Here is a 23,535-nt window from a genome sequence, read left to right on the forward strand (position 1 = left end):
ATGACGTCGTGCCCGGGCCCGGCGGTACGTCTCCAGGAGACGGCGAACGCTGCGGTCAGCCGCAGGCCTTCTTCAGGGCCTCGCCCAGGGCGTCGGCCTCGTCGGGAGTGAGCTCCACCACGAGACGTCCGCCGCCTTCGAGCGGAACGCGCATGATGATGCCCCGCCCCTCTTTGGTGACTTCGAGCGGGCCGTCACCCGTCCGCGGCTTCATGGCCGCCATGCTCGTTCCCCTTCCTGCAACCGCTCAGCTACGCACCGGCAGTCCGTCCACCGCCGGTATCGAACGCATTGATCGGAAGCCATTATCCCGCATGCCACGGCCTGATGACCAACATCACTCTCGGTGCAACCACGGCCGGACCGGCAGCAACCACCGCAATCGGCACCAAAAGCCCCGGCGTGGCGGCGGTGCTGACGGCACCGGAAGGTGCGATACCTCACACTCCCCAGTCCGCCCTCCACTCCGGCATCCTGGCACGACCACCCGCGTGACGACCGTCGAGGGAGCCCTCACCCATGTCCGATTCCGTGCTGTACGAGCTGGACGGCGGCCTCGCCGTCATCACCATCAACCGCCCGGAGGCGATGAACGCCCTGGACGTGGCCACCAAGGTGGCGCTGCGGGACGCCGTTATCGAGGCCGCCGGGGACCCGGCCGTGCGCGCGGTGCTGCTCACCGGGGCGGGCGAGCGGGCGTTCTGCGTCGGGCAGGACCTGAACGAGCACCTGGCGCTGCTCAAGCGCTTCGAGGAGACCGGCGAGGGCGCGCTGCGGACCGTCGCCGAGCACTACAACCCGCTGACCCGCGCGCTGGCGGGCATGCGCAAGCCGACCGTCGCCGCGGTGGGCGGGGTGGCGGCCGGCGCGGGCGCCTCGCTCGCCTTCGCCTGCGACTTCCGGATCCTGTCCGACCGGGCCGGCTTCAACACCGCCTTCGTCGGAATCGGCCTGACCGCCGACTCCGGCGCGTCCTGGACGCTGCCCCGGCTGGTCGGGCACGCCAAGGCCACCGAGCTGCTGATGCTGCCCCGGACGGTCAAGGCCGCCGAGGCGATGGAGCTGGGCCTGGCCACCAAGGTCGTGCCGGGCGACGAACTCGCCGCCACCGCACGGGTCTTCGCCCGCGAACTGGCCGAGGGCCCGACGGTGGCCTACGGCGCCGTCAAGGAGTCGCTGGCGTACGGCGCCTCGCACTCGCTGGACGAGCTGCTCGACAAGGAGGACGAACTCCAGACCCTGGCCGGGGAGAGCGAGGACCACCGGATCGCGGTGCGCGCCTTCATCGCCAAGGAGAAGCCGAAGTACGTCGGCCGCTGACGGGCCCTACCGGCCCCCGCGACCGCCGGTGCGGACGTGGCAGTCCGCCAGGTGGTCGTCGACCAGGCCGCAGGCCTGCATCAGGGCGTAGGCGGTGGTCGGGCCGACGAAGCGGAAGCCCGCCTTCTTGAGCGTCTTCGCCAGCGCCGTCGACTCGGGCGTGACGGCCGGCACCTCGCCCATCGTGCGGGGGGCCGGCCGGTCCGGGTCGGCGGCGAACTGCCAGATCAGCGCGTCCAGACCGCCGTCCAGGTCGCGGGCGACCCGGGCGTTGGCGATCGCCGCCCGGATCTTGGCGCGGTTGCGGATGATGCCGGGGTCGGCGAGCAGCCGCTCCTCGTCGGCCTCGTCGAACTCGGCGACCTTGCCGATCTCGAAGCCGGCGAACGCGGCCCGGAAGCCCTCCCGGCGGCGCAGGATGGTCAGCCAGGACAGGCCGGACTGGAAGGCCTCCAGGCAGACCCGTTCGAACAGGGCGTCGTCGCCGTGCACCGGCCGGCCCCACTCGGTGTCGTGGTAGACCCGGTAGTCGTCGGTGGAGTCGCCCCAGCCGCAGCGGCGCAGGCCGTCCGCGCCGAGCACGGTGCCACCCGGCGTCTCGGTCACCGGTCCTCCACCGGCTTCGCGTCCTCGGGGGCCTGCGACTTGGTGAGCGCGACGGCGGGCTCGACCACCGTGGCGAACTGCTCCAGGCCGGGCAGCGGCTGGGCGGTCGGGTCGGGGGCGCCGGTGGCCTCGACCGCGCCGCGCAGCTGGGCGGCGGCCTCCAGTTCGGCGATCCGCGCGTCGCGGTAGGCGAGTTCGGCGCCGAGGCGGTCCAGGACGTCGTCCACCTCGTCCATCCGGTAGCCGCGCACGGCCATCGGCAGGCGCAGCTCGTCCACGTCCGTCTTGCTCAGCGGGCGGTCCTGCGGCAGCCGCGCGGCGATGCGGTCCGGCACCGCCTCCGGCATCGAGCCGCCCCCACCGAGCGCAACCAGCGCGGCGCCGCCGACCACCACGGCCATGGCGACCACGATCACCCAGAACACGAGCTGTCCTCCCGAACTCCCGGTCGGCCTCCTCCGAGGGGCCAGGGAACCGGGCTGATCATGACAGCATGGTCCCTAGTGAGGCCGGGGGCCATCATCGCACCCGCAGCAGCTGTGGAGGAGACATCGGTGGCACTGCGCCTGGGACCGCGCGAATTCGGTGACGACGAGCTGGTGATCATGGCGATCGTGAACCGGACCCCGGACTCGTTCTTCGACAAGGGGGCGACCTTCGCGGACGAGGCCGCCTTCGCCGCCGCCGACCGCGCCGTGGCCGCGGGCGCGGCCGTCCTGGACATCGGCGGGGTGAAGGCCGGGCCGGGCGACGAGGTCACGGTCGAGGAGGAACTGCGGCGCACCGTGCCGTTCGTGGCCGAGCTGCGCAAGCGCCACCCCGGGACGGTGATCAGCGTGGACACCTGGCGGCACGAGGTCGGCGAGGCGGTCTGCGAGGCCGGCGCGGACCTGCTGAACGACGCCTGGGGCGGGGTCGACCCGAAGCTCGCCGAGGTGGCCGCCCGGTACGACGCCGGGCTGGTCTGCACCCACGCGGGCGGCGCCGAGCCGCGCACCCGGCCGCACCGGGTCGGGTACGAGGACGTGATGGCGGACATCCTGCGGGTCACCGTCGGGCTGGCCGAGCGGGCGGTGGGCCTGGGCGTCCGCCGGGACGCGGTGATCATCGACCCGGGGCACGACTTCGGCAAGAACACCCGGCACTCGCTGGAGGCGACCCGGCGGCTGCCGGAGATGACCGCGACCGGCTTCCCGGTGCTGGTGTCGCTCTCCAACAAGGACTTCGTCGGCGAGACCCTGGACCGGCCGGTGAACGAGCGGCTGCTCGGCACCCTGGCCACCACGGCGGTCTCGGCCTGGCTGGGCGCCCGGATCTACCGGGTCCACCAGGTCGAGGAGACCCGCCAGGTGCTGGACATGGTCGCCTCGATCCGGGGCACCCGCCCCCCGGCGGTCGCCCGCCGGGGGCTGGCCTAGCCGCGGCCCTCATCGGCGCCCGGCCCGCCTCCGAAGCGCTCGCGTGGCCCGTGCTAGATCTCGTTCACGGGCCGGCGGGCGTCCGCGAGGATCTTGAGGACCTCGTCGATCTCGTCCGTGATGTGGAACAGCTCCAGGTCGTGCGGGGCCGCCTTGCCCTGCGCGACCAGGGTGTTCTTCAACCACTCGTAGAGGCCGCCCCAGTAGGCGCTGCCGTAGAGGATCACCGGGAAGCGGGTGACCTTCTTCGTCTGCACCAGGGTGAGCGCCTCGAACAGCTCGTCCAGCGTGCCGAGCCCGCCGGGCAGCACCACGAAGCCCTGGGCGTACTTCACGAACATCGTCTTGCGGACGAAGAAGTAGCGGAAGTTCAGCCCGAGGTCGACGAACTCGTTGAGGCCCTGCTCGAAGGGCAGCTCGATGCCGAGCCCGACGCTGAGGCCGCCGGCCTCCGTGGCGCCGCGGTTGGCGGCCTCCATCGCGCCCGGGCCGCCGCCGGTGATCACCGCGTAGCCGGCCTCGGCGAGGGCCCGGCCGATGGCCACCCCGGCCTCGTACTCGGGCGAGTCGGCCGGGGTCCGGGCCGAGCCGAACACGCTGATCGCGGGCGGGAGTTCGGCGAGGGCGCCGAAGCCCTCGACGAACTCGGAGGTGATCCGCAGCACCCGCCAGGGATCGGTGTGCAGCCAGTCGGTGGGGCCGGTGGTGTCCAGCAGGCGCTGGTCCGTGGTGCTGGTGCCGACCTGGTCCCGGCGTACCAGCACCGGGCCCTTCTGCTTCTCGGGCCAGGCCTTCTTCTTCCGCGGCACGCCGACCTGCTCGGGGCCGTGTCCGTACTGCCTGTCGTCTCCTGTGCCTGTCATGACGGAACCCTACGCCGACCTCCCCCCGATTTCAGGCAACGGGGGAAGGTCGGTCAAGCAACCGGAAGATGGCGTTCGCCCGGCTTCCGGATCGACCACGAACGCTGTCGAGTCAGCTGGTCAGCCAGGCCCGCAGGCGGTCCTCGGTCTCGGCGATGGCGGTCAGCGAGCAGTGCTCGTCCCGCTTGTGCGCGAAGTTCGGGTCGCCCGGTCCGTAGTTGACCGCCGGGACGCCGAGCGCGCTGAAGCGGGCGACGTCGGTCCAGCCGAACTTGGCCCGGGCCTGGCCGCCGGTGGCCGCCAGGAAGGCCTTGGCGGCGGGCTGGGACAGGCCGGGGAGGGCGCCGGGGGCGAAGTCGGTCACGGTCAGTTCGAAGCCGTCGAAGACCTCGCGGACGTGCTTCTCCGCCTCGGCCTCGCTGCGGTCCGGCGCGTAGCGGAAGTTGACCGTGATGACGCACTCGTCCGGGATCACGTTGCCGGCCACGCCGCCGTCGATCCGCACCGCGTTGAGGCCCTCGCGGTACTCCAGGCCGTCGATCTCCACCCGGCGCGGCCGGTAGTCCGCGAGCCTGGTGAGCGCCTCGGCGGCGTGGTGGATGGCGTTGTCGCCGAGCCAGCTGCGGGCCGCGTGGGCGCGCACGCCGCTGAGCCGCACCTGCGCCCGCAGGGTGCCCTGGCAGCCGCCCTCGACCATGGCCCCGCTGGGCTCCATCAGCACCGCGAAGTCGGCGGCCAGCCAGTCCGGGTGGTCCTTGGCGAGGTGGCCGAGGCCGTTGCGGGAGGCCTCCACCTCCTCGCAGTCGTAGAACACGTAGGTGAGGTCGCGGTTGGGCTCGGTCAGGGTGGCGGCGAGGCGCAGCGCCACCGCCACGCCGGACTTCATGTCGGAGGTGCCGCAGCCGTAGAGCAGGTCGCCGTCGACGTACGAGGGCAGGTTGTCGGCGATCGGCACGGTGTCCAGGTGGCCGGCCAGCACGACGCGCTCGGCGCGGCCCAGGTTCGTCCGGGCGACCACGTTGTTGCCGTAGCGATCCACGGTCAGGTGCGGGTAGCCGCGCAGGGCGGCCTCGACGGCGTCGGCGAGTGCCTGCTCGTCGCCGCTCACCGAGGGGAAGTCGACGAGGCGCGCGGTCAGCGTGCCGCCGTCGAGGGTCAGGTCCAGGGGCGTCGGGTTCGGGCTGCTCATGACGTCAGCCTAGTGCCGTCGGATCGGCACTCCGCGTGGTCGTCCTGTGACGTGGAACGCCCACGGACCGGCAACCGGAATGCGCCGCACATCCGTCCGAGTGGGTACGGTGTCGGATCAAGTAGCGGGCGCGAGAGGGGCGACGGTGGCCAGGAGAAGGAACAGCGAGGAGCTGGGCGACGAGCTGGGCGACGAAGAGGCGCCCCGCCGTCGTGGTCCGGTCCGTGCGCTGTTGCTCGTGCTGGTCGGGCTGCTCGGCCTGGCGATGGTCGCGGGCCTGGCGGTGGTCGGGATCTGGTGGTTCGGTTTCCGGCAGGGCGCCACGGAGGAGTGCTCGGTGAAGACGGCCGCCGGCAGCGGCACGCTGGAGCTGCCGCAGGCCGCCAACGCGGCGACGATCGCCGCGGTGGCGCGTTCGCGGGGCCTGCCGGACCGGGCGACGGCGATCTCGCTGGCCACCGCGATGCAGGAGTCCAAGCTGCGCAACCTCGCGGGCGGTGACCGGGACTCGATCGGCCTGTTCCAGCAGCGGCCCTCGATGGGCTGGGGCACCCCGGAGCAGATCGCGGACCCGGTGTACGCGACCAACAAGTTCCTGGACGGTCTGGTCAAGGTGCCCGGTTACACCCGGTTGCCGCTGACCGACGCGGCCCAGGCGGTGCAGAAGAGCGGCTACCCCCAGGCATACGCCAAGCACGAGACCAAGGCGACCCTGCTCACCTCGGCGCTGGCCGGCCGGGAGCCCGCGTCGTTCAGCTGTGTGGTGAAGGACTACGCCAAACCGGACCCGGCCGACTCGGCGTCGCCGACGGCGGGCGCCACGGCCACCCCGGCCGCGCAGCCGGACCGCACCCAGGTGCTGTCCGACCGGGTGCGCCGGGAGTTCGGCAAGACGGTCACCCCGGCGGCGGGCTACGCCTCGACGATCAAGGGCGCGGAGAACGCCGTCGCGCTGACCCCGGACCCGGCCGCCGCCGCGCTGACCACCTCGGCGGACGCCGGGGCCGACGCCGGGGCGCCCGCCGAGCGGGCCAGCGGCTGGGAGGTGGCCCACTGGGCGGTCGCCCAGGCCCAGCAGCTGGGCATCGCGACGGTCGCCTACGACGGGAAGATCTGGCGCAAGTCCGAGTCCGAGGACGGCTGGCAGACCCAGACCTCGGGGACCTCGACCAAGCTCGTCCAGGTCACCCTGGCCCCGTACGGGAAAGGCTGACGCACTCACGTTCGGGTAGCCGCCGGACGGGTGATTCCGGTCAACCGCGATGGACCGGCCGCCCGTTCCGGCGACCCCGACCGGAGAACCGTCACTCCCCTTGCCCGGGCCGGTCCGACGCCCTCTCGCGAGGCCGGAAAGGGCGCCCGCTGCGGTCATACGATCCGATGGTCGGTCAGGCTCGTTCCTTGCACCGACCGAAACCTTCTGGCTTCTCAAGCGGTAACAACGTCGTCCGCCAGGTCCCGTCCGCACCCGGAACGTCCACCCGGCGGACGGGACGGACCCAGACCCCTTCGAGGAGCCTCATGTCTCACCCCCTCACGCGCCGGATCGCCCAGGCCGCGCTCGTCGTGGCCGCCGGAGCGACCCCGCTGGTCGCGGCCGGCTCCGCGTCCGCCCTGGGCGGGGACGCCCTGCTTCCCAAGAGCGACCTCGCGGCGCCGCTGGGCCAGCTGACCAACACCGACACCGGTTCCACCCTGCAGCACACCACCCACCAGCTCGGCCAGGCCGCCGGCACCACCGGCGCGGCCACCGTCGCCGCCGGCGTACCGGCCTCCGCCGACGCCGCCGGGAACATCGTCGCCCACCAGCTCCCCGAGGCGAACGAGAAGGCCAGCTCGCTGACCGCCCCGGTGGACCAGACCGCCGCCACCACCGGCCAGCTCTCCGCCGTCACCCCGAAGGTCGCCTCGGCGCTCGCGGGCAAGCTCGGCGAGGCCGTCACCGGCAAGGGCATGGGCACCCGCAGCGCCAACGCGGGCAGCAGCCCGGTCGGCGGCCTCGGCCAGGCCGGTGCGCTCGCCCACGCGCTGCCCGGTGCCGACAAGCTCTCCGGAGCCGTCCCCAGCACCGGCGCCGTCACCGACGCGCTGCCCACCAGCGCCGTGGAGCGCGCCCTGCCGCTCGGCTCGGTCGAGCACGCGCTGCCCGGCGGCCTGCCCGCCACCGACGTGCTCGGCCTGGCCGAGCACGGCTCGGCCAACCGGCTCGGCGGCGCCGACCTCGGCCCGAACAACCCGCTGTCCGGCCTCACCAACTCGCTCGGCCCGGTCGGCGGCCTGCTGGGCGGCGTGAACGGCGGCAGCATCAGCGGCCTGCCGCTCTAGACCCGCGGTCGACCGCGGCAGCCCCCGCCGCGGTCCGCACGCGCGGGAGGGGCCGGTGTTCCGTCTCGGAACACCGGCCCCTCCGTCGTACCCGCCGTCAGCGCGCCGCCGTCAGCGCGCCGCGGCCAGCCGCTCCACGGCCGCGGCGACCCGCTCGTCGGTCGCGGTGAACGCGACCCGGACGAAGCCGGCGCCGGACGGCCCGTAGAAGTCACCGGGCGCCACCAGGATGCCCAGCCCGGCCAGTTCGGCCACGGTCTCCCAGCACGGGCGGTCCTGGGTCGCCCACAGGTACAGGCTCGCCTCGGAGTGCTCGACCCGGAAGCCGTACGCCTCCAGCGCCGCCCGCAGAGCCGAGCGCCGGGCCGCGTACCGCTCCCGCTGCTCGGCCACGTGCGCGTCGTCGGCGAGCGCCGCGATCGTCGCCGCCTGGACGGGCGCCGGCACGATCATGCCGCCGTGCTTGCGCAGCCCCAGCAGCTCCTCGACCACCACCGGGTCGCCCGCCACGAAGGACGCGCGGTAGCCGGCCAGGTTGGAGCGCTTGGAGAGCGAGTGGACGGCCAGCAGGCCCTCGTGGTCGGCCCCGCAGACGTCCGGGTGCAGCACGGAGACCGGCTCGGCCTCCCAGCCCAGCTCGAAGTAGCACTCGTCGCTGACCAGCAGCACCCGGTGCTCCCGGGCCCACTCGACGGCGCGGCGCAGTTCGTCCGCGCCGAGCACCCGGCCGGTCGGGTTGGACGGCGAGTTCACCCAGAGCAGCCGCACCCGGGAGCCGTCCAGCTCGTCCACCGAGTCGTACTCGACCGGCTCGGCGCCGCACAGCCGGGCGCCCACCTCGTAGGTCGGGTAGGCCAGCCGCGGGTAGGCGACCTGGTCGCCCGGGCCGAGGCCGAGCTGGGTCGGCAGCGAGGCCACCAGCTCCTTGGAGCCGACGGTCGGCAGCACGGCCCGCGGGCCGATCTCGGCGCCGCAGCGGCGGTTCAGCCAGTCGGCGATCGCCTCGCGCAGCTCCAGCGGGCCCCAGACGGTCGGGTAGCCCGGCGTGTCGGTGTGGGCCGCCAGCGCCTTCTGGATCAGCTCGGGGACCGGGTCCACCGGGGTGCCGACGGAGAAGTCGCAGATGCCGCCGGGGTGGGCGACGGCGGTGGCCTTGTAGGGCTCCAGCTTGTCCCAGGGGAAGACCGGGAGCCGGTCGGAAACGCGGCGCGCCGCCCCCGGGTGACCCGGGAACGGCGCGCGCGTGCTGTTGGTGTTCACAGCTCAGTAGCCACCGATCGTCAGTGGTCGGCGTTCTGCGGCGGCAGCGCGGCGATGAACGGGTGGTCCCGCTCGATCAGGCCGAGCTTGGAGGCGCCGCCGGGCGAGCCCAGGTCGTCGAAGAACTCGACGTTCGCCTTGTAGTAGTCCTTCCACTCCTCCGGAGTGTCGTCCTCGTAGAAGATCGCCTCGACCGGGCAGACCGGCTCGCACGCGCCGCAGTCGACACACTCATCCGGGTGGATGTAGAGGGAGCGCTGGCCCTCGTAGATGCAGTCAACCGGGCACTCTTCGATGCACGCCTTGTCCTTCACGTCGACACAAGGCTGCGCGATGACGTAGGTCACGCTGTCGTTCCTCCTCGGAAGGGCCTGGTGGCCCGTGCTGTTCTGCTGCCGTGCGCGGTGTGAGCGCGGCGTCGTCGATGCCCGCACCTAGTATCGCGGGTCGGAGCAGGCAAATGCACAGGAGGTGGCCGGATCATGACCCGAGACCAGCTGGAACGGCGCCCGGAAGTCCGGATAGATCCCTCTGACGTGGGACTTCGGGTCTCCGTGCGACGCCTCTCGGAGTTCGTGGGCGACCGTCCGGTGTTCCGCGATGTGATCGGCGTGCTCACATCGTGGGACGATCAAGGGCTCACGGTCGAGCCCCGTTCCGGCGGTCCGGTGAGCTTCCCGGAGAAGCTGCTGGTCGCGGGCAAGGTCGTGCCGCCCTTCCCGGCGCGGCGCGCGCCGCTGCCCGCCGCCACGCCGGTCGAACTCCAGCGGACCGCCGGGCGCGGCTGGCCGGCCGTCGAGCAGGAGGCGCTCGGCGAGTGGACGCTGCGCGCGGCCGCCGGGTTCACCCGGCGGGCCAACTCCGTCCAGGCGCTCGGCGATCCCGGCGTGCCGCTGCCCGAGGCCCTGGCCGCCGTCCGGTCCTGGTACGCGGCGCGCGGGCTGCCCGCCTACGTCGAGGTAATTAGCCCCGGCTCGCCCGAGGAGCTGCGCGGCGAACTCGACCGGCTAGGCGCCGGGTACGCCCCCACCCTGGTGCGCACCGCCCCGCTCGCCGCGCTCGCCCGGACCGGCGCCGGGCACGAGCGGGTCCGGCTCGCCCGGACGGTGGACACCGACTGGATGTCGCTGTACCGGCGGGTGAGCGGGGACCCGGCCGTGGAGGAGGCGGCCCGCCGGGTACTGCACGGCGGGCCCTCGGTCTGGTTCGCCAGCGTCCCCGGCGCCCCCGGGCAGCCGCCGCTGGCGATCGGACGCTGCGTCATCGACGGCCCGTGGGCCGGCTTCGGCGCGATCGAGGTCCAGCCGTACGCCCGGCGGGCCGGACTGGCGACCACGGTGATGGCGGTGCTCGCCGCCCGTGCGGCGGAGGAGGGGGCGAGCGGCGCGTACCTGCAGGTCGAGGCGGAGAACGACGGTGCGAGGGCGCTCTATGACGGACTCGGCTTCACGACCAGTCACACTTACCACTACGCGCTCCTCCCCCAGGAGTAGCCGACCGACCGTTCCATCCTGGTATGTCCGCTTGTCCGTCCGTCGTACGAAGGCCGTCGCCGTCACCGTGACCGAGCACAGCAGAGACCGCTTCCGGACCGCCGCCCGCTCCGAGCAGCCCGACCCGGTGCTGCTCTGCCTGCTCGCCGCCGCCGAGCACGACCCGGTCCTCGACCCGGGCGATCCGGGCGAGCCGCCCGGCGTGGACACCCTGCTGGCCGCCTGCGAGGCCGCGCTCGACCGGCACGCGGCCGCCGTCCGGCTCGCCGTGGCCGAACGCTCACCGTCCGGGCCGGAGGAGACCGCCGCGCTGCTCGCCGCCGTGCTCGGCGGCCGGGAGCGCTTCCACGGACGCCAGTCCGACTACCGCCGGCTGGAGTCCTCCCTGCTGCCCGACGTGCTGCGGCGCCGGCGCGGACTGCCGATCATGCTCTCGCTGGTGTGGACGGCCGTCGGCCGCCGGGCCGGGCTCACCGTGCACGGCATCGCCCTGCCCGGCCACTTCATCGTCGCGGTCGGCGGCCCGGCCGGCGGCGAGGAGTACGTCCTCGCCGACCCCTTCCACGGCGGGCGACTGCTCGACCCCGCCGACGTCGAACGCCTGGTCGCCGCCTCCGGACACGACTTCACCCCCGCGCTGCTCACCCCCGCCCAGCCGCTGGACATCGTGCTGCGGGTGCTCGGCAACATCCGGGCCTGGGCCGCCGACCGGCCCGAACAGGCCCGCACCCAGCTGTGGGCCACCGAACTCGCCCTGCTGCTCCCCCGGCACCCGGCCCAGCTTCGCCTGGAACGGGCCGAACTCCTGGTGCGGATGGGCGACTTCCTCGGCGGCTCGGCGGAGATGGACGACTACGCGCGGATCCTGGACGCCTTCGACCCGGACACCGCCGCCAAGGTCCGCCAGGAGGCCCGGGCGGCCCGCCACCGGCTCAACTGACCGACGGCTGACCCGGCCTCTGCCCGGACGGTCACAGCCAGCCCTTCTCGCGGGCGATCCGGACCGCCTCGGTGCGGTTGCGGGCCTCGGTCTTCTGGATCGCCATCGAGAGGTAGTTGCGGACCGTCCCCTCCGACAGGTGCAGCCGCCTGGCGATGTCCGCGTTCACCGCGCCGTCCGCGGCCGCGCCCAGCACGTCCCGCTCGCGCGCGGTCAGCGGGTTGGCGCCCTCGGCCAGCGCGGCCGCCGCCAGCACCGGGTCGATCACCCGCTCGCCGCGCAGCACCCGGCGGATCGCCTCGGCCAGCTCGGACGCCGGCGCGTCCTTCACCAGGAAGGCGTCCGCCCCCGACTCCATCGCCCGGCGCAGGTAGCCGGGGCGGCCGAAGGTCGTCGCGATGACCACCCGCGTCCCCGGCGCCCGGCTGCGCAGCTCGGCGGCCGCCTCGATGCCCGTCATCCCCGGCATCTCGATGTCCAGCACGGCGACCTGCACCTCGTTCGCCAGCACCGCCGCCACCACCTCGTCCCCGCGGCCGACCTGCGCCACGACGTCGATGTCCCCCTCCAGGCCGAGCAGCGCCGCCAGCGCCTCCCGGACCATCCCCTGGTCCTCGGCGAGCAGCACGCGGATCGAGGGGCCGTTCTCTGCAGTACCCATGGCCACGACCTTAGAGGGGGAGGGACTTGAGCCTCCGGCAGGGGGAGACCCCGCAGTGGTGCCCATGGACGGCAGCGAACCGCTCTACTCGATCGGCGACCTCTCCCGGCGCACCGGACTCTCCGTCAAGGCCTGCGGAAGGTATTCGAGTGGTTCACCGAGGCCCTGCGCAGCAGACTGACCGGATGCCGACCCTGGAACCACTGCACCCCGACCACGCCGACGCCGTGCTCGCCTTCGAACTCGCCAACCGCGCCTGGTTCGCCCGTACCGTCCCGGACCGCGGCGACGCCTACTTCGCCGAGTTCCCGGCCCGGCACGCCGCCCTGCTCGCCGAACAGGCGGCGGGCGTCTGCCGCTTCCACCTCGTCCTCGACGCGGACGGCACGCTGGTCGGCCGGCTCAATCTGCTGGACCTCGTGGACGGCAGCGCCGAACTCGGCTACCGCATCGCCGAATCCGCGGCGGGCCGGGGCATCGCCACCGCCGCCGTCGGCCTGGCCCGCCGCCTCGCCGCCCACGACTACGGCCTCCACTCGCTGACGGCCGCCACCACCCTCGACAACCCGGCCTCCCAGGCCGTCCTCACCCGCAACGGCTTCACGGCCACCGGGGAGTGCCTCCTCGATGACCGCCCCGGCCTCCGCTACCACCGCTCCCTCGCCGGCGGCGACTGAACGCCCACACTGAGCGCCCGCGCCCCCGGATGACCGGATCTCAACGTCCTTCTGCGCAGGAAGTCGGCCGCGCCGACTTCCTGCGCAGAGGCACATCAGAACGGGTGGCCATACCCCTAACGACGTCGGCCCTGCACCATGCCCGCGCGGGCGAGCCTGATCAGTAGATCGCGCAGAGTGTTCGGGTAGAGGACGCATGCGTCGTAGACGACAACGAACGCCATGGGTCAGTCCAGTCCCAACTCCTGGTCGAGTCGCGTGAGTTCGTCGGCCGCGTCCTTGCGCCGCCGGTCGTCCTCCCGCTGGTAGGCCACCAGGTCGTCGAACCGGACCCTGCGGTGTCGGCCGACGAGCCGGAAGGGGATCTCCCCCCGCTCCAGCAGCCCGATCAAGTAGGGCCGTGAGACGTTCAGCATCTCGGCAGCCACCTGGGTGGACAGCTCGGCGTTGACCGGAACCAGCTGAACGCCCTGGCCGGCGGCCAGGGAGGCGAGGATCGCCGCGAACATCTCGACGGTCGGCCGGGGAAGCACCAGAACGTCGTCGCCGGTCTCCGCGTGGATCCGGATGTCCTCGTCCGGTCGAGCCGTGTGTGCCAGGTAGTCCTTGACTCTGCGCAACGCTCGCGCTGCGGACTCGGCGTCAACCGCGCCCGGCGGAATCTTCCGGCCCTCGGTGATCGATGACATGGCGGCCTCCTCTCATCACCCCAAGTGAATTATTCGCAACATTCGAAGCAAGCGCAATGCGTATCACTCGAAGGGGGCACCGCTCAGTCGCGGCCCGTCCGGCTAACCGGCCTTCGAGGGCTCGGCCGGTGCGGGTGCCGTTCGTAGGGGTACCGAGGCCCGGACGCGGAAGCCCTTGCCGCGCTCCCCCGGGCCGGTCTCCAGCCGGCCGCCGACCAGGGCGAGGCGCTCCTCCAGGCCCGACAGGCCGTTGCCCGGCTGGGACTTGCCCGGGCCGGGACCGTTGTCGGTGATCTCCAGGACGGCGTACCGCTCGCCGCCGCCGTCCCAGCTCTCGTCCGCCGTCACCGTGCAGACGGTGGCCCCCTCGCCGTGCCGGACGATGTTGGTGACCGCCTCGCGCAGCGCCCAGGCCAGCGCGCCCGCCTCCTCGGTGGCCAGCGACGGCCAGGCGTCCACCAGCGACGGCGCGGCCTCCAGCCGGACCTGCGCAGCGGCCAGCGCCGTACGGGCGGCGGCGAGTTCGACCGGCAGGGTGGGGCGGCGGAAGCCGGTCACGGCCTCCCGCACGTCGATCAGCGACTGCCGGGCGACCTGCTCGATGTCGGCGACCTGCGCCCGCGCCGCCTCGTCCTTGCCCGCGTCCATGAACCGGCCGGCCAGCTCGCTCTTGAGGGTGATCAGCGAGAGCGAGTGCCCGAGCAGGTCGTGCAGGTCGCGGGCGAGCCGCAGCCGCTCCTCGGAGGCGGCCAGGTGGGCGACGGCGGCCCGGGCCTCGCGCAGTTCGTTCATGGTGGCGACCAGCCGCTGCAGGCCGGTCATCGCGACGCCGGAGAGGAAGGCGCTGAGGGCGAAGGTGGTGGTGCTGTCGTTGTCGGCGTGGATCGCCAGGCCGGTCCCGGCGGTGAGCAGGGCCATCGCGACCAGGGCGCGCAGCGCGTGCTTCACCGGGGTGATCACCGCGAGGCACACCGAGGCGTAGATGAACATGGTCAGGAACTCGCCGCCGAGCACCGCGGCGGAGGCCACCGCGAGCACGATCATCGTCCCGACGGTCACCTGGCAGGCCCGCGGCTTCATCCCCGCCTGCGAGCGGAAGATCACCAGCAGGACGTAGGCGACCACGAAGACCGCCAGGCAGACCCAGCCGAAGACCTGCTCGGCCCCGCTGTGGCGGCCGTTCAGCAGGCTGCTCGCCGGGTAGGCCAGGTAGGTCATCCACAGCAGCATCCAGGCGACCTTGACGGTCATCTGCCGCCGGGTCTCCACCGGGGCGCCCGGGACGTTCATGAAGGAGGCGCGCGCCGGACCGGCCTCCACCGGTTCGTCGGGGCGGTCGGTCCGGTGCTCGTCGGTCATGGTGATCATCATGCCCGGCGGGCGTCACGCCGGTACAGCACCGCTGCGCCGGCGACGAACACCGCGAAGAAGGCGGCCAGGCCGGCGACCGCGGCCAGGTCCAGCGAGTGCCCGGGCCGGGTGAAGGTGGCCAGTTTGTTGTACAGGAACACCGGGTTGAACCGGGCGAAGGTCTCCAGCGAGCCGCTCACCGGGAACCAGGTGCCGCCGAGCAGCGCCATCGCCATGTAGGTGATCATCACGATCGGCTGCACCGCGTCCGGCGCCGCCGCGTAGCCCAGCGCCACCCCCAGCGCGGCGAAGACGAAGCTGCCCAGCCAGAGCGCGGCCGCCAGCCCGATCCACTGCGGCACGCTCAGCGAGACGCCCTGGACGGCCCCGGCCGCGAAGACCACCAGGATCGCCGGCAGCGTGGTCACCGCGGTCGCCGCGATCTTGCCGACGGTGTACGCCCGGCCGGGCAGCGCGGTCAGCCGCAGCTGGCGCGTCCAGCCGCTCTTGCGCTCCAGCGAGATCCGCTGCGCGTTGCCGGTGAGCACCGCGCCGACCGCGCCGAAGGTGGCCATCGAGACCATGAAGTAGGTCTTCACGGGCAGGCCGCCGGCCTGGTTGCCGGAGCCGTAGGCGTTGATGAAGAAGACGTACATCAGCGCCGGGTAGAGCACGGTGAAGAACAGGTAGCGCCGGTTGCGGAGGGTCCGCAGGATCTCCAGCTTGATCAGGGTGGTCATCGCACGCTCTCCTTCTCGGCGTCGGCCCGGCGGTCCAGCTCGCCCGTGATGGTCAGGAAGGCCTGTTCCAGGCCGACCCCGGTGACCTCCAGGCCGCGCGGGTACAGGCCCGCCCGGTAGATCCCGGCGACGCCGGCGTCGGCGTCCGCGGTCCGGATCCGCACCGTCCGCACCCCCGGGACCCTTGCGGTGACGTCCAGCGCCTGCACGCCCGGCAGGGAGCGCAGCACGGCCTCGTCGAAGCGGACGTCCGCGGGGAGGTCGGCGTCGTGGAGCTCGAAGGCGATCCGACGGGCCCCGGCGCGCGCCTTGATCTCCGCGGAGCTGCCGTCGGCGATCAGCCGGCCCCGGTGCAGCACCAGGACGCGGTCGGCGATCGAGTCGGCCTCCTCCAGGTAGTGGGTGGCGAACAGCACCGTGCGCCCGGAGTCGGCCTGGGCGCGCATGCTCGCCCAGAACGCCTGCCGGACGCTGACGTCCATCCCGGTGGTGGGCTCGTCCAGCACGATCAGGTCGCTGTCGCCGGCGATCGCCAGGGCGAAACGGACCCGCTGCTCCTGGCCGCCGGACAGCTTGTCGACCCGGCGTTCGGCGATCTCGGTGATCCCGGCGTCGGTCAGCACCCCCGTGACCGACCGACCGCGCGGGTGCACCTTGCAGGCGAGCTCGACCAGCTCGCGGACCTTGACGTCGGTCATCAGCCCGCCGGACTGCAGCATCGCGCCGACCCGCCCGTCCGCGATCGCGGCCCGCGGGGTGCCGCCGAACAGCGTGACGCTGCCCTGGTCGGGTTCGCGCAGGCCGAGCAGCAGGTCCAGGCTGGTGGACTTCCCGGCGCCGTTCGGGCCGAGCAGGGCGACGGTCTCGCCCGGCCGCAGCACCAGGTCCAGCCCGTCCACGGCGCGCACCCGCCCGTAGCTCTTGCCGACGCCGCGGAAGGCGGCCACCTCGGTAACCATCGCCCGGCTCCTCTCCCTGGTGTGTCCGGTGCGGAGCTGTCCGCACCGGACCAGGGTCCCGCCCGGGCCGGGGCCGGCGGCAGTGCCGGCCGTCGTGCCTTCGGTATGACGGATGTCATGCCGCGGGCACGACGGCCCGGCCCGGGGCGCCTAGCGGCCCAGTGAGCGCTTCACGAAGTCGACCTGGAGCAGCAGCAGGTTCTCCGCGACCTCCTCCTGCGGCGTCATGTGGGTGACGCCCGACAGCGGCAGCACGGTGTGCGGGCGCCCGGCGGCCAGCAGTGCCGAGGAGAGCCGCAGGGTGTGGGCGGCCACCACGTTGTCGTCGGCCAGGCCGTGGATGATCATCAGCGGACGCTCCAGCCCGGCCGCGTACCCGTTGAGCGAGTTCGCCGCGTACACCTCGGGCCGCTCGGCCGGGTGGCCCAGGTAGCGCTCGGTGTAGTGGGTGTCGTACAGCTCCCAGTCGGTCACCGGGGCCCCGGCCACCGCCGCGTGGAACACGTCGGGGCGGCGCAGCACGGCGAGCGCGGCGAGGTAGCCGCCGTACGACCAGCCGCGGATCGCGACCCGGTCGAGGTCCAGCGGGAACTCGCCGGCCAGCGCCCGCAGCGCCTCCACCTGGTCGTCCAGGGTGGCCCCGGCGAAGTCGAAGGCGATGGACTTCTCCCAGGCCGGTCCGCGCCCGGGGGTGCCGCGCCCGTCGGCGACGACCACCGCGAAGCCCTGGTCGGCGAACCACTGGGAGTTGAGGTGCGGGTTGTGCGCCTGGACGACGCGCTGGCCGTGCGGGCCGCCGTACGGGTCCATCAGGACGGGCAGCAGGCCGTCGCGCTCGCGGTCGTAGCCGGTGGGCAGGAACACGGCGGCCGGGATGCGGCGCTCGCCCGCGAAGCGGAAGACCGGGCGGGCGGTGATGGCCGGGGTCTCGGCGTACGAGGCGATGGTGGCGACGTCGTCGACCACCACGCCCTCCGGCAGGTCGCGGGCGACCTGCACCAGCGTGCCGGGCAGGTCGGGCTCGGCGGTGGCCCGGACGGTGATCCCGCCGGCGTGCACCGCGCTGGTGACGGAGGTGAACGGGCGGCCGTTGGCGGACTCCCAGGCCAGTTCCTTGCCGTCGTGGCTGATCCGGCCGACGGCGATCCAGCCGGGCTCGGGGTCGGTCTCCTCGGCGCCGCCGGAGGCGCTGAAGAACACCTCCCGCTCGGTGACCGCGACCACCGACCGCACGTGCAGGTCGGCCCCGGTGACGGCCTGGTCGCCGACCACCAGTGCCCGCACCCCGCCCTGGTCGGAGATCCGGACCAGCTTGCCGTCCGGGGTCCAGGCCGGCACGCCCGGGAAGGCCTCCAGCCAGACCTCGTCGTGCTCCTCGAACAGCACCTCGGTGGCGCCGGTGGCCACGTCCACACCGAGGATCCGCTGGGCGCGCTGGTCCCGGGACTGGACGAGCAGCAGCGGCACGCCGCCCTCGGACCAGTGCACCCGGGCCAGGTACGGGAAGGCCGCGTGGTCCCAGGAGACCTCGGTGCGTCCGCCGTGCAGGTCGAGCACCCAGAGCCCGACCTCGGCGTTGGCGGTGCCGGCCGCCGGGTAGGCGACCTCGGCGGGCTCGCGGTCCGGGTTGGCCGGGTCGGCGATCCACCAGCGGCGCACCGGGCTGTCGTCGGCGCGCTCGGCCAGCAGCCGCTCGCCATCCGGGGACCACCAGAAGCCGCGGGTGCGGTCGATCTCCTCCTGGGCGATGAACTCGGCCTGGCCCCAGGTGACGTTCGGGCCGTCCGGCTCGGCGAGCGCCCGGTCGCCGCTGCCGTCGGTACGGGTCAGCCGCAGTTCGCCGGCGGTGTTGGCGTAGGCGACGTGGGCGCCGTCCGGGGACAGCCGCGGGTCCAGCAGCGGGCCCACGGCGGGCAGTTCGGCGGTGGTGCCGGCGGTCAGGTCGGCGGTGAACAGCCGGCCGGAGAGCGCGAAGGCGGCCCGGTCGCCGGCGGCGTCCAGGGCGTAGCCGACGATGCCGGCCGAGCTCTCCCGGCTGCGCTCGCGGCGCGCCTTCTCGGCCGGCGAGAGGTCCTCCTCGCCGCCGCCGAGCAGCACCGCCGGGTCGGCGGCGATCCGCTCCTCGCCGGTGGCGGTGTCGAGGGTCCAGAGCAGGTTGGCCCGGTCGCTGCCGGAGCGCGAGCGCAGGAAGACGACCCGCGAGCCGTCCGGTGCGACGGAGAAGGAGCGGGGGGCGCCGACGGTGTAGCGCAGGGTCCGCGCGTACTGCCGGGGGAAGGTGTCCGCAGGAGTGTGGGAGGTCATGGCACCAGACCCTACGACGGGCGACTGCCACGGCCGGGTGACTGGCGATCACTCGTTCGGAGCATCACCGCCGAGTACGCCCCGAAGGGCCCCACACCCCCTCCGACCGGCCCGTGCGCCCCACGAGTGCCCCGTTGCCCCGGCGCGCGCGGACTCACTGAATGTAATGCTCCCCTTACCCATCGGGTATGACTGGTCAGGCGAGTGATCGTCGGGCCCCGTCCCGGGCCCGCCGGCCACCCGGCCCCGATTCCCGTACGGTCCCACCGCCGCCCTCCCCCAGGGGGCCGGCGCCCGAGAAGGGGTATGAGCCCACATGGCCATGAACATCTCCGCAGCCGTGCTGATGCTCGTCATCGTGGTGGTGCTGATCCGCCGCTCCGGCCTCAAGCTGGCGCACGCGATCGTCTGCGCACTGCTCGGCTTCTACCTGGCCTCCAGCTCGATCGCACCGTCGATCAGCCAGGTCACCAGCAACCTCGCCGGGATGATCAACGGCCTCAAGCTCTGACCCCTCCGGCCGGTGGCTAGGCTTCCTCCCATGACCGCGACTACCGGCCGCCGCCTCCTCCTGGTGCACGCCCATCCCGACGACGAGTCGATCGGCAACGGCGCCACCATGGCCAGGTACGCCGCCGAGGGCGCCCGGGTGACGCTGGTGACCTGCACCCTCGGCGAGGGCGGCGAGGTGATCCCACCCGGGCTGGCCCACCTGACGGCCGATCGGGACGACACCCTCGGCGCCCACCGGATCGGCGAGCTGACCGAGGCGATGCGCGCCCTCGGCGTCACGGACTTCCGCTTCCTCGGCGGGCCGGGGCGCTACCGCGACTCCGGGATGATGGGCGTGCCCGAGAACGACGCCCCCGGCTGCTTCTGGCGGGCGGACGTGGACGAGGCGGCGGGCCACCTGGTCGCGGTGGTCCGCGAGGTGCGGCCGCAGGTGCTGGTCACGTACGACGACAACGGCGGCTACGGGCACCCGGACCACATCCAGGCGCACCGGGTCGCGATGCGCGCGTACGAGCTGGCCGCCGACCCGGCGTACGCCCCGGAGGCGGGCGCTCCCTGGCGGATCGCCAAGGTGTACTGGAACCGGATGCCCCGCTCGGTGCTGGACGCCGGCCTCGCCGCCACCGCCGCCGAGGCGCGCTTCCCGGGCGTCGCACAACCCTCCGACGTCCCCGGGGTGGTGGCCGACGAGGTGGTCACCACCGTGCTGGACGGCACCGGCTACGCGGCCCGCAAGGCCGCCGCGCTGACCGCGCACGCCACCCAGATCACCGTGGCCGGTGACTCCTTCGCGCTCTCCAACCACCTCGGCCAGCCGCTGTTCGCCACCGAGTACTACCAGTTGGTGCGCGGCCAGGCCGGGCCGGAGCGGCCCGAGCGCGACCTCTTCGCGGGCCTCGACACCGAGGCCGCGGACCCGGCGGCGGACCCGGCGGACCCGGCGGACCCGGCGGACCCGGCGACTGACCCCACGGCGACCGACCCGAGAGGCCTGGCCGCCGACCCGATTCCGAGCGAGGGGAACGCCCGATGACCGCACCCGCCGCCAAGCCGAAGAGCCGCTCGATCGCGGTGACCGTCCTCGGCACCCGCGAGGAGCGGCTGGCCGAGCCCCAACCCCCGCGCGCCGCCCGGATCGCGGCGTATGTCCTGTTCTTCCTGCTGGGCATCGCGGTGTCGGTGTGCGGATCCTTTGTGCAGGCCCTGTGGCCGCCCGTGGGAGTTCTGCTGGCGCTCGCCGCCACCGCCGCGACCTTCTACGCCGGCCTGCGGGTCACCGGCACCAAGCTGGGCGCCGCGGTGCCCGCGGGCGGCTGGTTCATGGCGATCCTGCTGCTGATGGTGCCCCGGCCGGAGGGCGACAACGTGCTCTGGTCCAACGCCACATCGCTGGCCTGGCTGTTCGTCGGCTCGATCCTGGGCGTGATCTGCGCCACCCTGCCCACCCGCACCAGCTGGTTCCCCGGCGTGCCCAGCCCCAAGCGCTGAACCGGGCGGGCGGCCGCGTACGGTAGCGCACACAACGCGCAGTCAGGACCACTCCGCCGTACTCTCATACCGGAGGAACCGGACGTATCAGGATCTGTCCGAAGCCGTTCACCGCTCAGTTCTTCCCAGTATGGTGGTCCCGCAGTACGTCGTACCCGACCGCCGTTTGCCCCAGGCCCGGCGACCACGAACCGCGGTCGCGCCGCACGGCCCGCCCGCGAACCCGGAGCAGAGCAGCATTGAGCAGCCGCGAATCTGACAACGCCAACCCGACGCCCCGGCGCACGGGTCCGGACGCCTACCCGTCGGGCACACCGCCCTACGGCACCCCGGCGGGCCCCGGCGGCGACCGGGCCGGCACCGAGACCGGGTCGGGCGGCGAGGACGACGGTCCGAAGACCGAGACCACCCTGACCACCCGGGTCCGGATCAACATCCCCGGCTCGCGCCCGATCCCGCCGGTCGTCGTCCGCAGCACCGTCAAGAACGAGACCGCCCGGGGCGACGACGGCCCGGCCGACCCGTTCGCGCCCGGCGCCGAGCCGGGCGGCCCGCGACACCGCTCCGCGCCCGCCTCGCCCGTCCTCGGCGTGATGGAGGGCGGCTCCGGCTCCGCCACCCCGCCGAACCTGCCGCCGGAGTGGCAGATCCCGCCGATCCCGCCGGCGACCTCGGAGTCCGAGTCCACCGGCGCGTGGTTCCGACCGCGGCAGAAGAAGGCCCCGGCCGCCGAGCCCGCCCCTGCCGCCGTGCCGGTCGGCGCCCCGAGCGTCCCGAGCGCGCCGGAGGCCCCGGCCGTGCCCGGCCCCGGCGCCGAGGCCCGGCCGCAGGCCGCCCCGAACGGTGCCCGCCCGGCTCCGGACGCCGGCGCCCCCCGGCCGAACGGCCGCCCGCTGCCCACCCGGGGCCAGGCCCCGCGCCAGGGCGCCGCCCCGGCCAACCCCGCCTCGCCCTACGGCGCGGGGGGCCCGGCCGAGGAGCCGGGGGTGTACGAGAGCGCCGACCCGTTCGCACCGGTCGCCGACCCGTTCGCCCCGACCGGCCCGACCGGCCCGACCGGCCCCGCCACCGGTGCGCGCGGCCGCGGTGACCAGCGCGGCCCGCGTGGCAGCCGTCCGCAGCAGCCGTCGCCGCACCAGCAGGGCGGCCCCCAGCAGGGCGGGTTCCCGCAGAGCGGCTTCCCGCAGGCCGGGCCCGGCCCGGAGGACACCTCGGTGGACGGCTTCGCGCCGATCCGCGAGCACGACGCACCCCCGGCCGCCATACCCGGCCTGCCCCGGAACGGCACCGCCCCGAACGGCACTGCTCCGAACGGCACCGCCCCGAACGGCAACGCCCCGCAGGGTGCCGACGGCCGTCCGCAGCCGGGCCTGTTCGCCTCGGCCCCGACCGGCGCCGACCCGTTCGCCACCCAGCGCCCGGCCGCCCCCGGCCAGGACCCCTTCGCCGCCCCGACGGGCCCCGGCGGGCTCTTCCCGGGCGCACCCCAGCCCGCCTCCCAGCCTGCCCCGCAGCCCGCCCCCGGCGGCCCCCGGCGGGCGGGTCGTGACCCGGAGGCCACCGAGGTCACCCCGCTGCCCGCCCCCGGCCCCCAGGCCGCGACCGGCGGCCCCGGCGGCCAGGTCGACGCCGCCCCGTTCCTCCCCGGCGCCGTCCCCGGGCCGGCCCCCACGGCCGGCCCCGCCCCCGCCAAGGACAAGGCCGAGCCGGCCGCCCCGGCCAAGGGCAAGGCGAAGGCCAAGCGCGGCGGCCCGAAGAAGCTGGTCAAGCTCGGCGTCTACGCCGTCGGCGGGGTGCTCTTCCTCGGCGCCGCCGCGTACGGCACCGGCCTGATGCTCAACCAGTCCGACATCCCCAAGGGCACCGTGGTGCTCGGCACGGACATCGGCGGCAACGGCCGCGACCAGGCGATCCACGCACTGGACGCCTCGGTCGGCAAGGCCGGGCAGCAGCCGCTCAAGCTCAAGATCGGCGACCAGAGCGTCGACCTGGACCCGACGGTCGCCGGCCTGAGCTTCGACACCACGGCCACCGTGGACGGCCTCGCCGCGCACAGCTACAACCCGGTCGACGTGATCAAGTCGATCCAGGGCGGCACCAAGGCCGTCGCCCCGGAGGTCCGGGTCGACCGTGCCAAGCTCAAGGCCGCGCTGGACTCGCTGGCGGCCGGCTCGGGCCAGGGCCTCCAGGAGGGCTACGTCAAGTTCGCCGACAACGGCGACCCGGTCGTGGTCCCCGGCAAGGCCGGTCAGGCGGTGGACACCAACGCCGCGCTGGACGTGGTCGAGCAGGCCTACCGCGACCGCGCCGCCGGCAAGCCGGACCAGCCGATCGCCCTGGCCGTCACGGCCGCCCAGCCCAAGGTCTCCACCCAGGCCCTCCAGGCCGCCGCGGACAGCCTCGGCAAGCAGGTGACCAGCGGGAAGATCCACATCGTGGCGGGCGCCAAGACCTGGGACTTCGGCCCGAAGACCGCGGCCAAGGCGCTCACCCTGACCCCGGACGCCTCCGGCAAGATCGCGCCCAAGTGGGACCTCGACGCGCTGGGCTCCCAGCTCAACGGCGCGTTCGACAAGGTGAAGGCCAAGAAGAACGGCCAGACCGCCGCGATCACCCCGCAGGACGTCGCGGACGCCGTCACCTCGCTGTTCGACAAGACCGGCGACAAGGAACGCACCTTCAAGTTCACCGTCGCCTGACCCGAGACGCCTGACACCGGCCGACGCCGCCGGACGGCACC

Annotated in this window: 24 protein-coding genes; 11 read left to right on the plus strand and 13 right to left on the minus strand. The window is 73.9% G+C overall.

Features of this window, described 5'->3' with window-relative positions:
* Positions 1 to 55: 55 nt before the first annotated feature.
* Positions 56 to 223, minus strand: a complete 168-nt coding sequence (locus tag AB0F71_RS10910; RefSeq protein WP_014137929.1) for a DUF3117 domain-containing protein — start codon at positions 221 to 223, stop codon at positions 56 to 58.
* 296 nt (positions 224 to 519) lie between these two features.
* Here AB0F71_RS10910 and AB0F71_RS10915 point away from each other — a divergent pair, with 296 nt between their 5' ends.
* Complete coding sequence (locus AB0F71_RS10915) at positions 520 to 1,320, plus strand: enoyl-CoA hydratase-related protein (protein ID WP_360230861.1); 801 nt, start codon at positions 520 to 522, stop codon at positions 1,318 to 1,320.
* A 6-nt stretch (positions 1,321 to 1,326) separates the two neighbouring features.
* On the opposite strand, the gene AB0F71_RS10920 is transcribed toward AB0F71_RS10915, so the two are convergent.
* Both AB0F71_RS10920 and AB0F71_RS10925 read right to left on the minus strand, forming a co-directional pair.
* Positions 1,327 to 1,926 carry a DNA-3-methyladenine glycosylase I gene (locus AB0F71_RS10920; RefSeq protein WP_360230863.1) on the minus strand — a complete coding sequence of 200 codons (600 nt, stop codon included), beginning with the start codon at positions 1,924 to 1,926 and terminating at the stop codon, positions 1,327 to 1,329.
* On the minus strand, positions 1,923 to 2,351 hold the full coding sequence (locus AB0F71_RS10925) for a DivIVA domain-containing protein (protein WP_360230865.1): 429 nt from the start codon (positions 2,349 to 2,351) through the stop codon (positions 1,923 to 1,925). Before AB0F71_RS10925 ends, AB0F71_RS10920 begins: the two co-directional genes overlap by 4 nt.
* Positions 2,352 to 2,531: 180 nt before the next feature.
* Between AB0F71_RS10925 and folP the strand changes: the two genes are divergently transcribed.
* Entirely contained in the window at positions 2,532 to 3,344 is an 813-nt protein-coding gene (folP, locus tag AB0F71_RS10930) for a dihydropteroate synthase (RefSeq protein ID WP_360231289.1), read from the plus strand.
* 53 nt (positions 3,345 to 3,397) lie between these two features.
* Here folP and AB0F71_RS10935 read toward each other — a convergent pair whose 3' ends face one another.
* Positions 3,398 to 4,207: a TIGR00730 family Rossman fold protein gene (locus AB0F71_RS10935; RefSeq protein ID WP_360230867.1), complete on the minus strand. Its 810-nt coding sequence runs from the start codon at positions 4,205 to 4,207 to the stop codon at positions 3,398 to 3,400.
* 112 nt (positions 4,208 to 4,319) lie between these two features.
* Positions 4,320 to 5,396 (minus strand): succinyl-diaminopimelate desuccinylase, encoded by a 1,077-nt coding sequence (dapE, locus tag AB0F71_RS10940; protein WP_360230869.1) that lies wholly within the window; start codon positions 5,394 to 5,396, stop codon positions 4,320 to 4,322.
* A 145-nt stretch (positions 5,397 to 5,541) separates the two neighbouring features.
* Between dapE and AB0F71_RS10945 the strand changes: the two genes are divergently transcribed.
* Entirely contained in the window at positions 5,542 to 6,609 is a 1,068-nt protein-coding gene (locus AB0F71_RS10945) for a hypothetical protein (RefSeq protein ID WP_360230871.1), read from the plus strand.
* A 308-nt stretch (positions 6,610 to 6,917) separates the two neighbouring features.
* Positions 6,918 to 7,721 (plus strand): hypothetical protein, encoded by an 804-nt coding sequence (locus tag AB0F71_RS10950; RefSeq protein WP_360230873.1) that lies wholly within the window; start codon positions 6,918 to 6,920, stop codon positions 7,719 to 7,721.
* Between the two features lie 111 nt (positions 7,722 to 7,832).
* Here AB0F71_RS10950 and dapC read toward each other — a convergent pair whose 3' ends face one another.
* Complete coding sequence (gene dapC, locus AB0F71_RS10955; protein WP_360230874.1) at positions 7,833 to 8,981, minus strand: succinyldiaminopimelate transaminase; 1,149 nt, start codon at positions 8,979 to 8,981, stop codon at positions 7,833 to 7,835.
* Between the two features lie 20 nt (positions 8,982 to 9,001).
* Entirely contained in the window at positions 9,002 to 9,328 is a 327-nt protein-coding gene (gene fdxA, locus AB0F71_RS10960; protein WP_030287402.1) for a ferredoxin, read from the minus strand.
* Between the two features lie 207 nt (positions 9,329 to 9,535).
* Here fdxA and AB0F71_RS10965 point away from each other — a divergent pair, with 207 nt between their 5' ends.
* Complete coding sequence (locus AB0F71_RS10965; protein ID WP_360230876.1) at positions 9,536 to 10,474, plus strand: GNAT family N-acetyltransferase; 939 nt, start codon at positions 9,536 to 9,538, stop codon at positions 10,472 to 10,474.
* A gap of 67 nt (positions 10,475 to 10,541) precedes the next feature.
* On the plus strand, positions 10,542 to 11,414 hold the full coding sequence (locus AB0F71_RS10970; protein ID WP_360231292.1) for a transglutaminase-like domain-containing protein: 873 nt from the start codon (positions 10,542 to 10,544) through the stop codon (positions 11,412 to 11,414).
* Between the two features lie 31 nt (positions 11,415 to 11,445).
* On the opposite strand, the gene AB0F71_RS10975 is transcribed toward AB0F71_RS10970, so the two are convergent.
* Positions 11,446 to 12,075, minus strand: coding sequence for a response regulator transcription factor (locus AB0F71_RS10975; RefSeq protein WP_360230878.1), 630 nt, complete (start codon positions 12,073 to 12,075; stop codon positions 11,446 to 11,448).
* 185 nt (positions 12,076 to 12,260) lie between these two features.
* Here AB0F71_RS10975 and AB0F71_RS10980 point away from each other — a divergent pair, with 185 nt between their 5' ends.
* Positions 12,261 to 12,752: a GNAT family N-acetyltransferase gene (locus AB0F71_RS10980; protein WP_360230880.1), complete on the plus strand. Its 492-nt coding sequence runs from the start codon at positions 12,261 to 12,263 to the stop codon at positions 12,750 to 12,752.
* Between the two features lie 227 nt (positions 12,753 to 12,979).
* Here the strand turns inward: AB0F71_RS10980 and AB0F71_RS10985 are convergent, their stop codons facing one another.
* The 5 genes from AB0F71_RS10985 to AB0F71_RS11005 form a co-directional block, all read right to left on the minus strand.
* The gene (locus tag AB0F71_RS10985; RefSeq protein WP_360230882.1) at positions 12,980 to 13,441 is read right to left on the minus strand and encodes a helix-turn-helix domain-containing protein; all 462 of its coding nucleotides are present in this window, start codon (positions 13,439 to 13,441) and stop codon (positions 12,980 to 12,982) included.
* A gap of 102 nt (positions 13,442 to 13,543) precedes the next feature.
* Positions 13,544 to 14,800: a histidine kinase gene (locus AB0F71_RS10990; RefSeq protein WP_360230884.1), complete on the minus strand. Its 1,257-nt coding sequence runs from the start codon at positions 14,798 to 14,800 to the stop codon at positions 13,544 to 13,546.
* Between the two features lie 8 nt (positions 14,801 to 14,808).
* The gene (locus AB0F71_RS10995) at positions 14,809 to 15,531 is read right to left on the minus strand and encodes an ABC transporter permease (RefSeq protein ID WP_360230886.1); all 723 of its coding nucleotides are present in this window, start codon (positions 15,529 to 15,531) and stop codon (positions 14,809 to 14,811) included.
* On the minus strand, positions 15,528 to 16,490 hold the full coding sequence (locus AB0F71_RS11000; protein WP_360230888.1) for an ABC transporter ATP-binding protein: 963 nt from the start codon (positions 16,488 to 16,490) through the stop codon (positions 15,528 to 15,530). The genes AB0F71_RS10995 and AB0F71_RS11000 overlap by 4 nt, the downstream gene beginning before the upstream one ends.
* Before the next feature lie 150 nt (positions 16,491 to 16,640).
* A complete protein-coding gene (locus AB0F71_RS11005) occupies positions 16,641 to 18,794 on the minus strand; it encodes a prolyl oligopeptidase family serine peptidase (protein ID WP_360230890.1) in 2,154 nt (717 codons plus the stop codon).
* Between the two features lie 316 nt (positions 18,795 to 19,110).
* On the opposite strand from AB0F71_RS11005, the gene AB0F71_RS11010 reads away from it, so the two are divergent.
* From AB0F71_RS11010 to AB0F71_RS11025, 4 genes are all read left to right on the plus strand, one after another.
* Positions 19,111 to 19,305: a DUF2304 family protein gene (locus AB0F71_RS11010; protein ID WP_030062563.1), complete on the plus strand. Its 195-nt coding sequence runs from the start codon at positions 19,111 to 19,113 to the stop codon at positions 19,303 to 19,305.
* Between the two features lie 30 nt (positions 19,306 to 19,335).
* Positions 19,336 to 20,340: an N-acetyl-1-D-myo-inositol-2-amino-2-deoxy-alpha-D-glucopyranoside deacetylase gene (gene mshB / locus AB0F71_RS11015; RefSeq protein ID WP_360230892.1), complete on the plus strand. Its 1,005-nt coding sequence runs from the start codon at positions 19,336 to 19,338 to the stop codon at positions 20,338 to 20,340.
* Complete coding sequence (locus AB0F71_RS11020) at positions 20,337 to 20,795, plus strand: DUF6113 family protein (protein WP_360230894.1); 459 nt, start codon at positions 20,337 to 20,339, stop codon at positions 20,793 to 20,795. Before mshB ends, AB0F71_RS11020 begins: the two co-directional genes overlap by 4 nt.
* Before the next feature lie 239 nt (positions 20,796 to 21,034).
* Complete coding sequence (locus tag AB0F71_RS11025) at positions 21,035 to 23,494, plus strand: peptidoglycan binding domain-containing protein (RefSeq protein ID WP_360230896.1); 2,460 nt, start codon at positions 21,035 to 21,037, stop codon at positions 23,492 to 23,494.
* Positions 23,495 to 23,535 lie beyond the last annotated feature (41 nt).

This window comes from Kitasatospora sp. NPDC028055 (genome assembly GCF_040637885.1).
Lineage (GTDB): Bacteria > Actinomycetota > Actinomycetes > Streptomycetales > Streptomycetaceae > Kitasatospora.

What these genes read in the sequence shown, in the direction of transcription:
- AB0F71_RS10910 (WP_014137929.1), bottom strand. Translation starts at nt 223, where the DNA reads ATGGCGGCCATGAAGCCGCGGACGGGTGACGGCCCGCTCGAAGTCACC.
- AB0F71_RS10915 (WP_360230861.1), top strand. Translation starts at nt 520, where the DNA reads ATGTCCGATTCCGTGCTGTACGAGCTGGACGGCGGCCTCGCCGTCATC.
- folP (WP_360231289.1), top strand. Translation starts at nt 2,532, where the DNA reads ATGGCGATCGTGAACCGGACCCCGGACTCGTTCTTCGACAAGGGGGCG.
- AB0F71_RS10935 (WP_360230867.1), bottom strand. Translation starts at nt 4,207, where the DNA reads ATGACAGGCACAGGAGACGACAGGCAGTACGGACACGGCCCCGAGCAG.
- dapE (WP_360230869.1), bottom strand. Translation starts at nt 5,396, where the DNA reads ATGAGCAGCCCGAACCCGACGCCCCTGGACCTGACCCTCGACGGCGGC.
- AB0F71_RS10950 (WP_360230873.1), top strand. Translation starts at nt 6,918, where the DNA reads ATGTCTCACCCCCTCACGCGCCGGATCGCCCAGGCCGCGCTCGTCGTG.
- AB0F71_RS10975 (WP_360230878.1), bottom strand. Translation starts at nt 12,075, where the DNA reads ATGGGTACTGCAGAGAACGGCCCCTCGATCCGCGTGCTGCTCGCCGAG.
- AB0F71_RS10980 (WP_360230880.1), top strand. Translation starts at nt 12,261, where the DNA reads ATGCCGACCCTGGAACCACTGCACCCCGACCACGCCGACGCCGTGCTC.
- AB0F71_RS10985 (WP_360230882.1), bottom strand. Translation starts at nt 13,441, where the DNA reads ATGTCATCGATCACCGAGGGCCGGAAGATTCCGCCGGGCGCGGTTGAC.
- AB0F71_RS10990 (WP_360230884.1), bottom strand. Translation starts at nt 14,800, where the DNA reads ATGACCGACGAGCACCGGACCGACCGCCCCGACGAACCGGTGGAGGCC.
- AB0F71_RS10995 (WP_360230886.1), bottom strand. Translation starts at nt 15,531, where the DNA reads ATGACCACCCTGATCAAGCTGGAGATCCTGCGGACCCTCCGCAACCGG.
- AB0F71_RS11000 (WP_360230888.1), bottom strand. Translation starts at nt 16,490, where the DNA reads ATGGTTACCGAGGTGGCCGCCTTCCGCGGCGTCGGCAAGAGCTACGGG.
- AB0F71_RS11005 (WP_360230890.1), bottom strand. Translation starts at nt 18,794, where the DNA reads ATGACCTCCCACACTCCTGCGGACACCTTCCCCCGGCAGTACGCGCGG.
- AB0F71_RS11010 (WP_030062563.1), top strand. Translation starts at nt 19,111, where the DNA reads ATGGCCATGAACATCTCCGCAGCCGTGCTGATGCTCGTCATCGTGGTG.
- mshB (WP_360230892.1), top strand. Translation starts at nt 19,336, where the DNA reads ATGACCGCGACTACCGGCCGCCGCCTCCTCCTGGTGCACGCCCATCCC.
- AB0F71_RS11020 (WP_360230894.1), top strand. Translation starts at nt 20,337, where the DNA reads ATGACCGCACCCGCCGCCAAGCCGAAGAGCCGCTCGATCGCGGTGACC.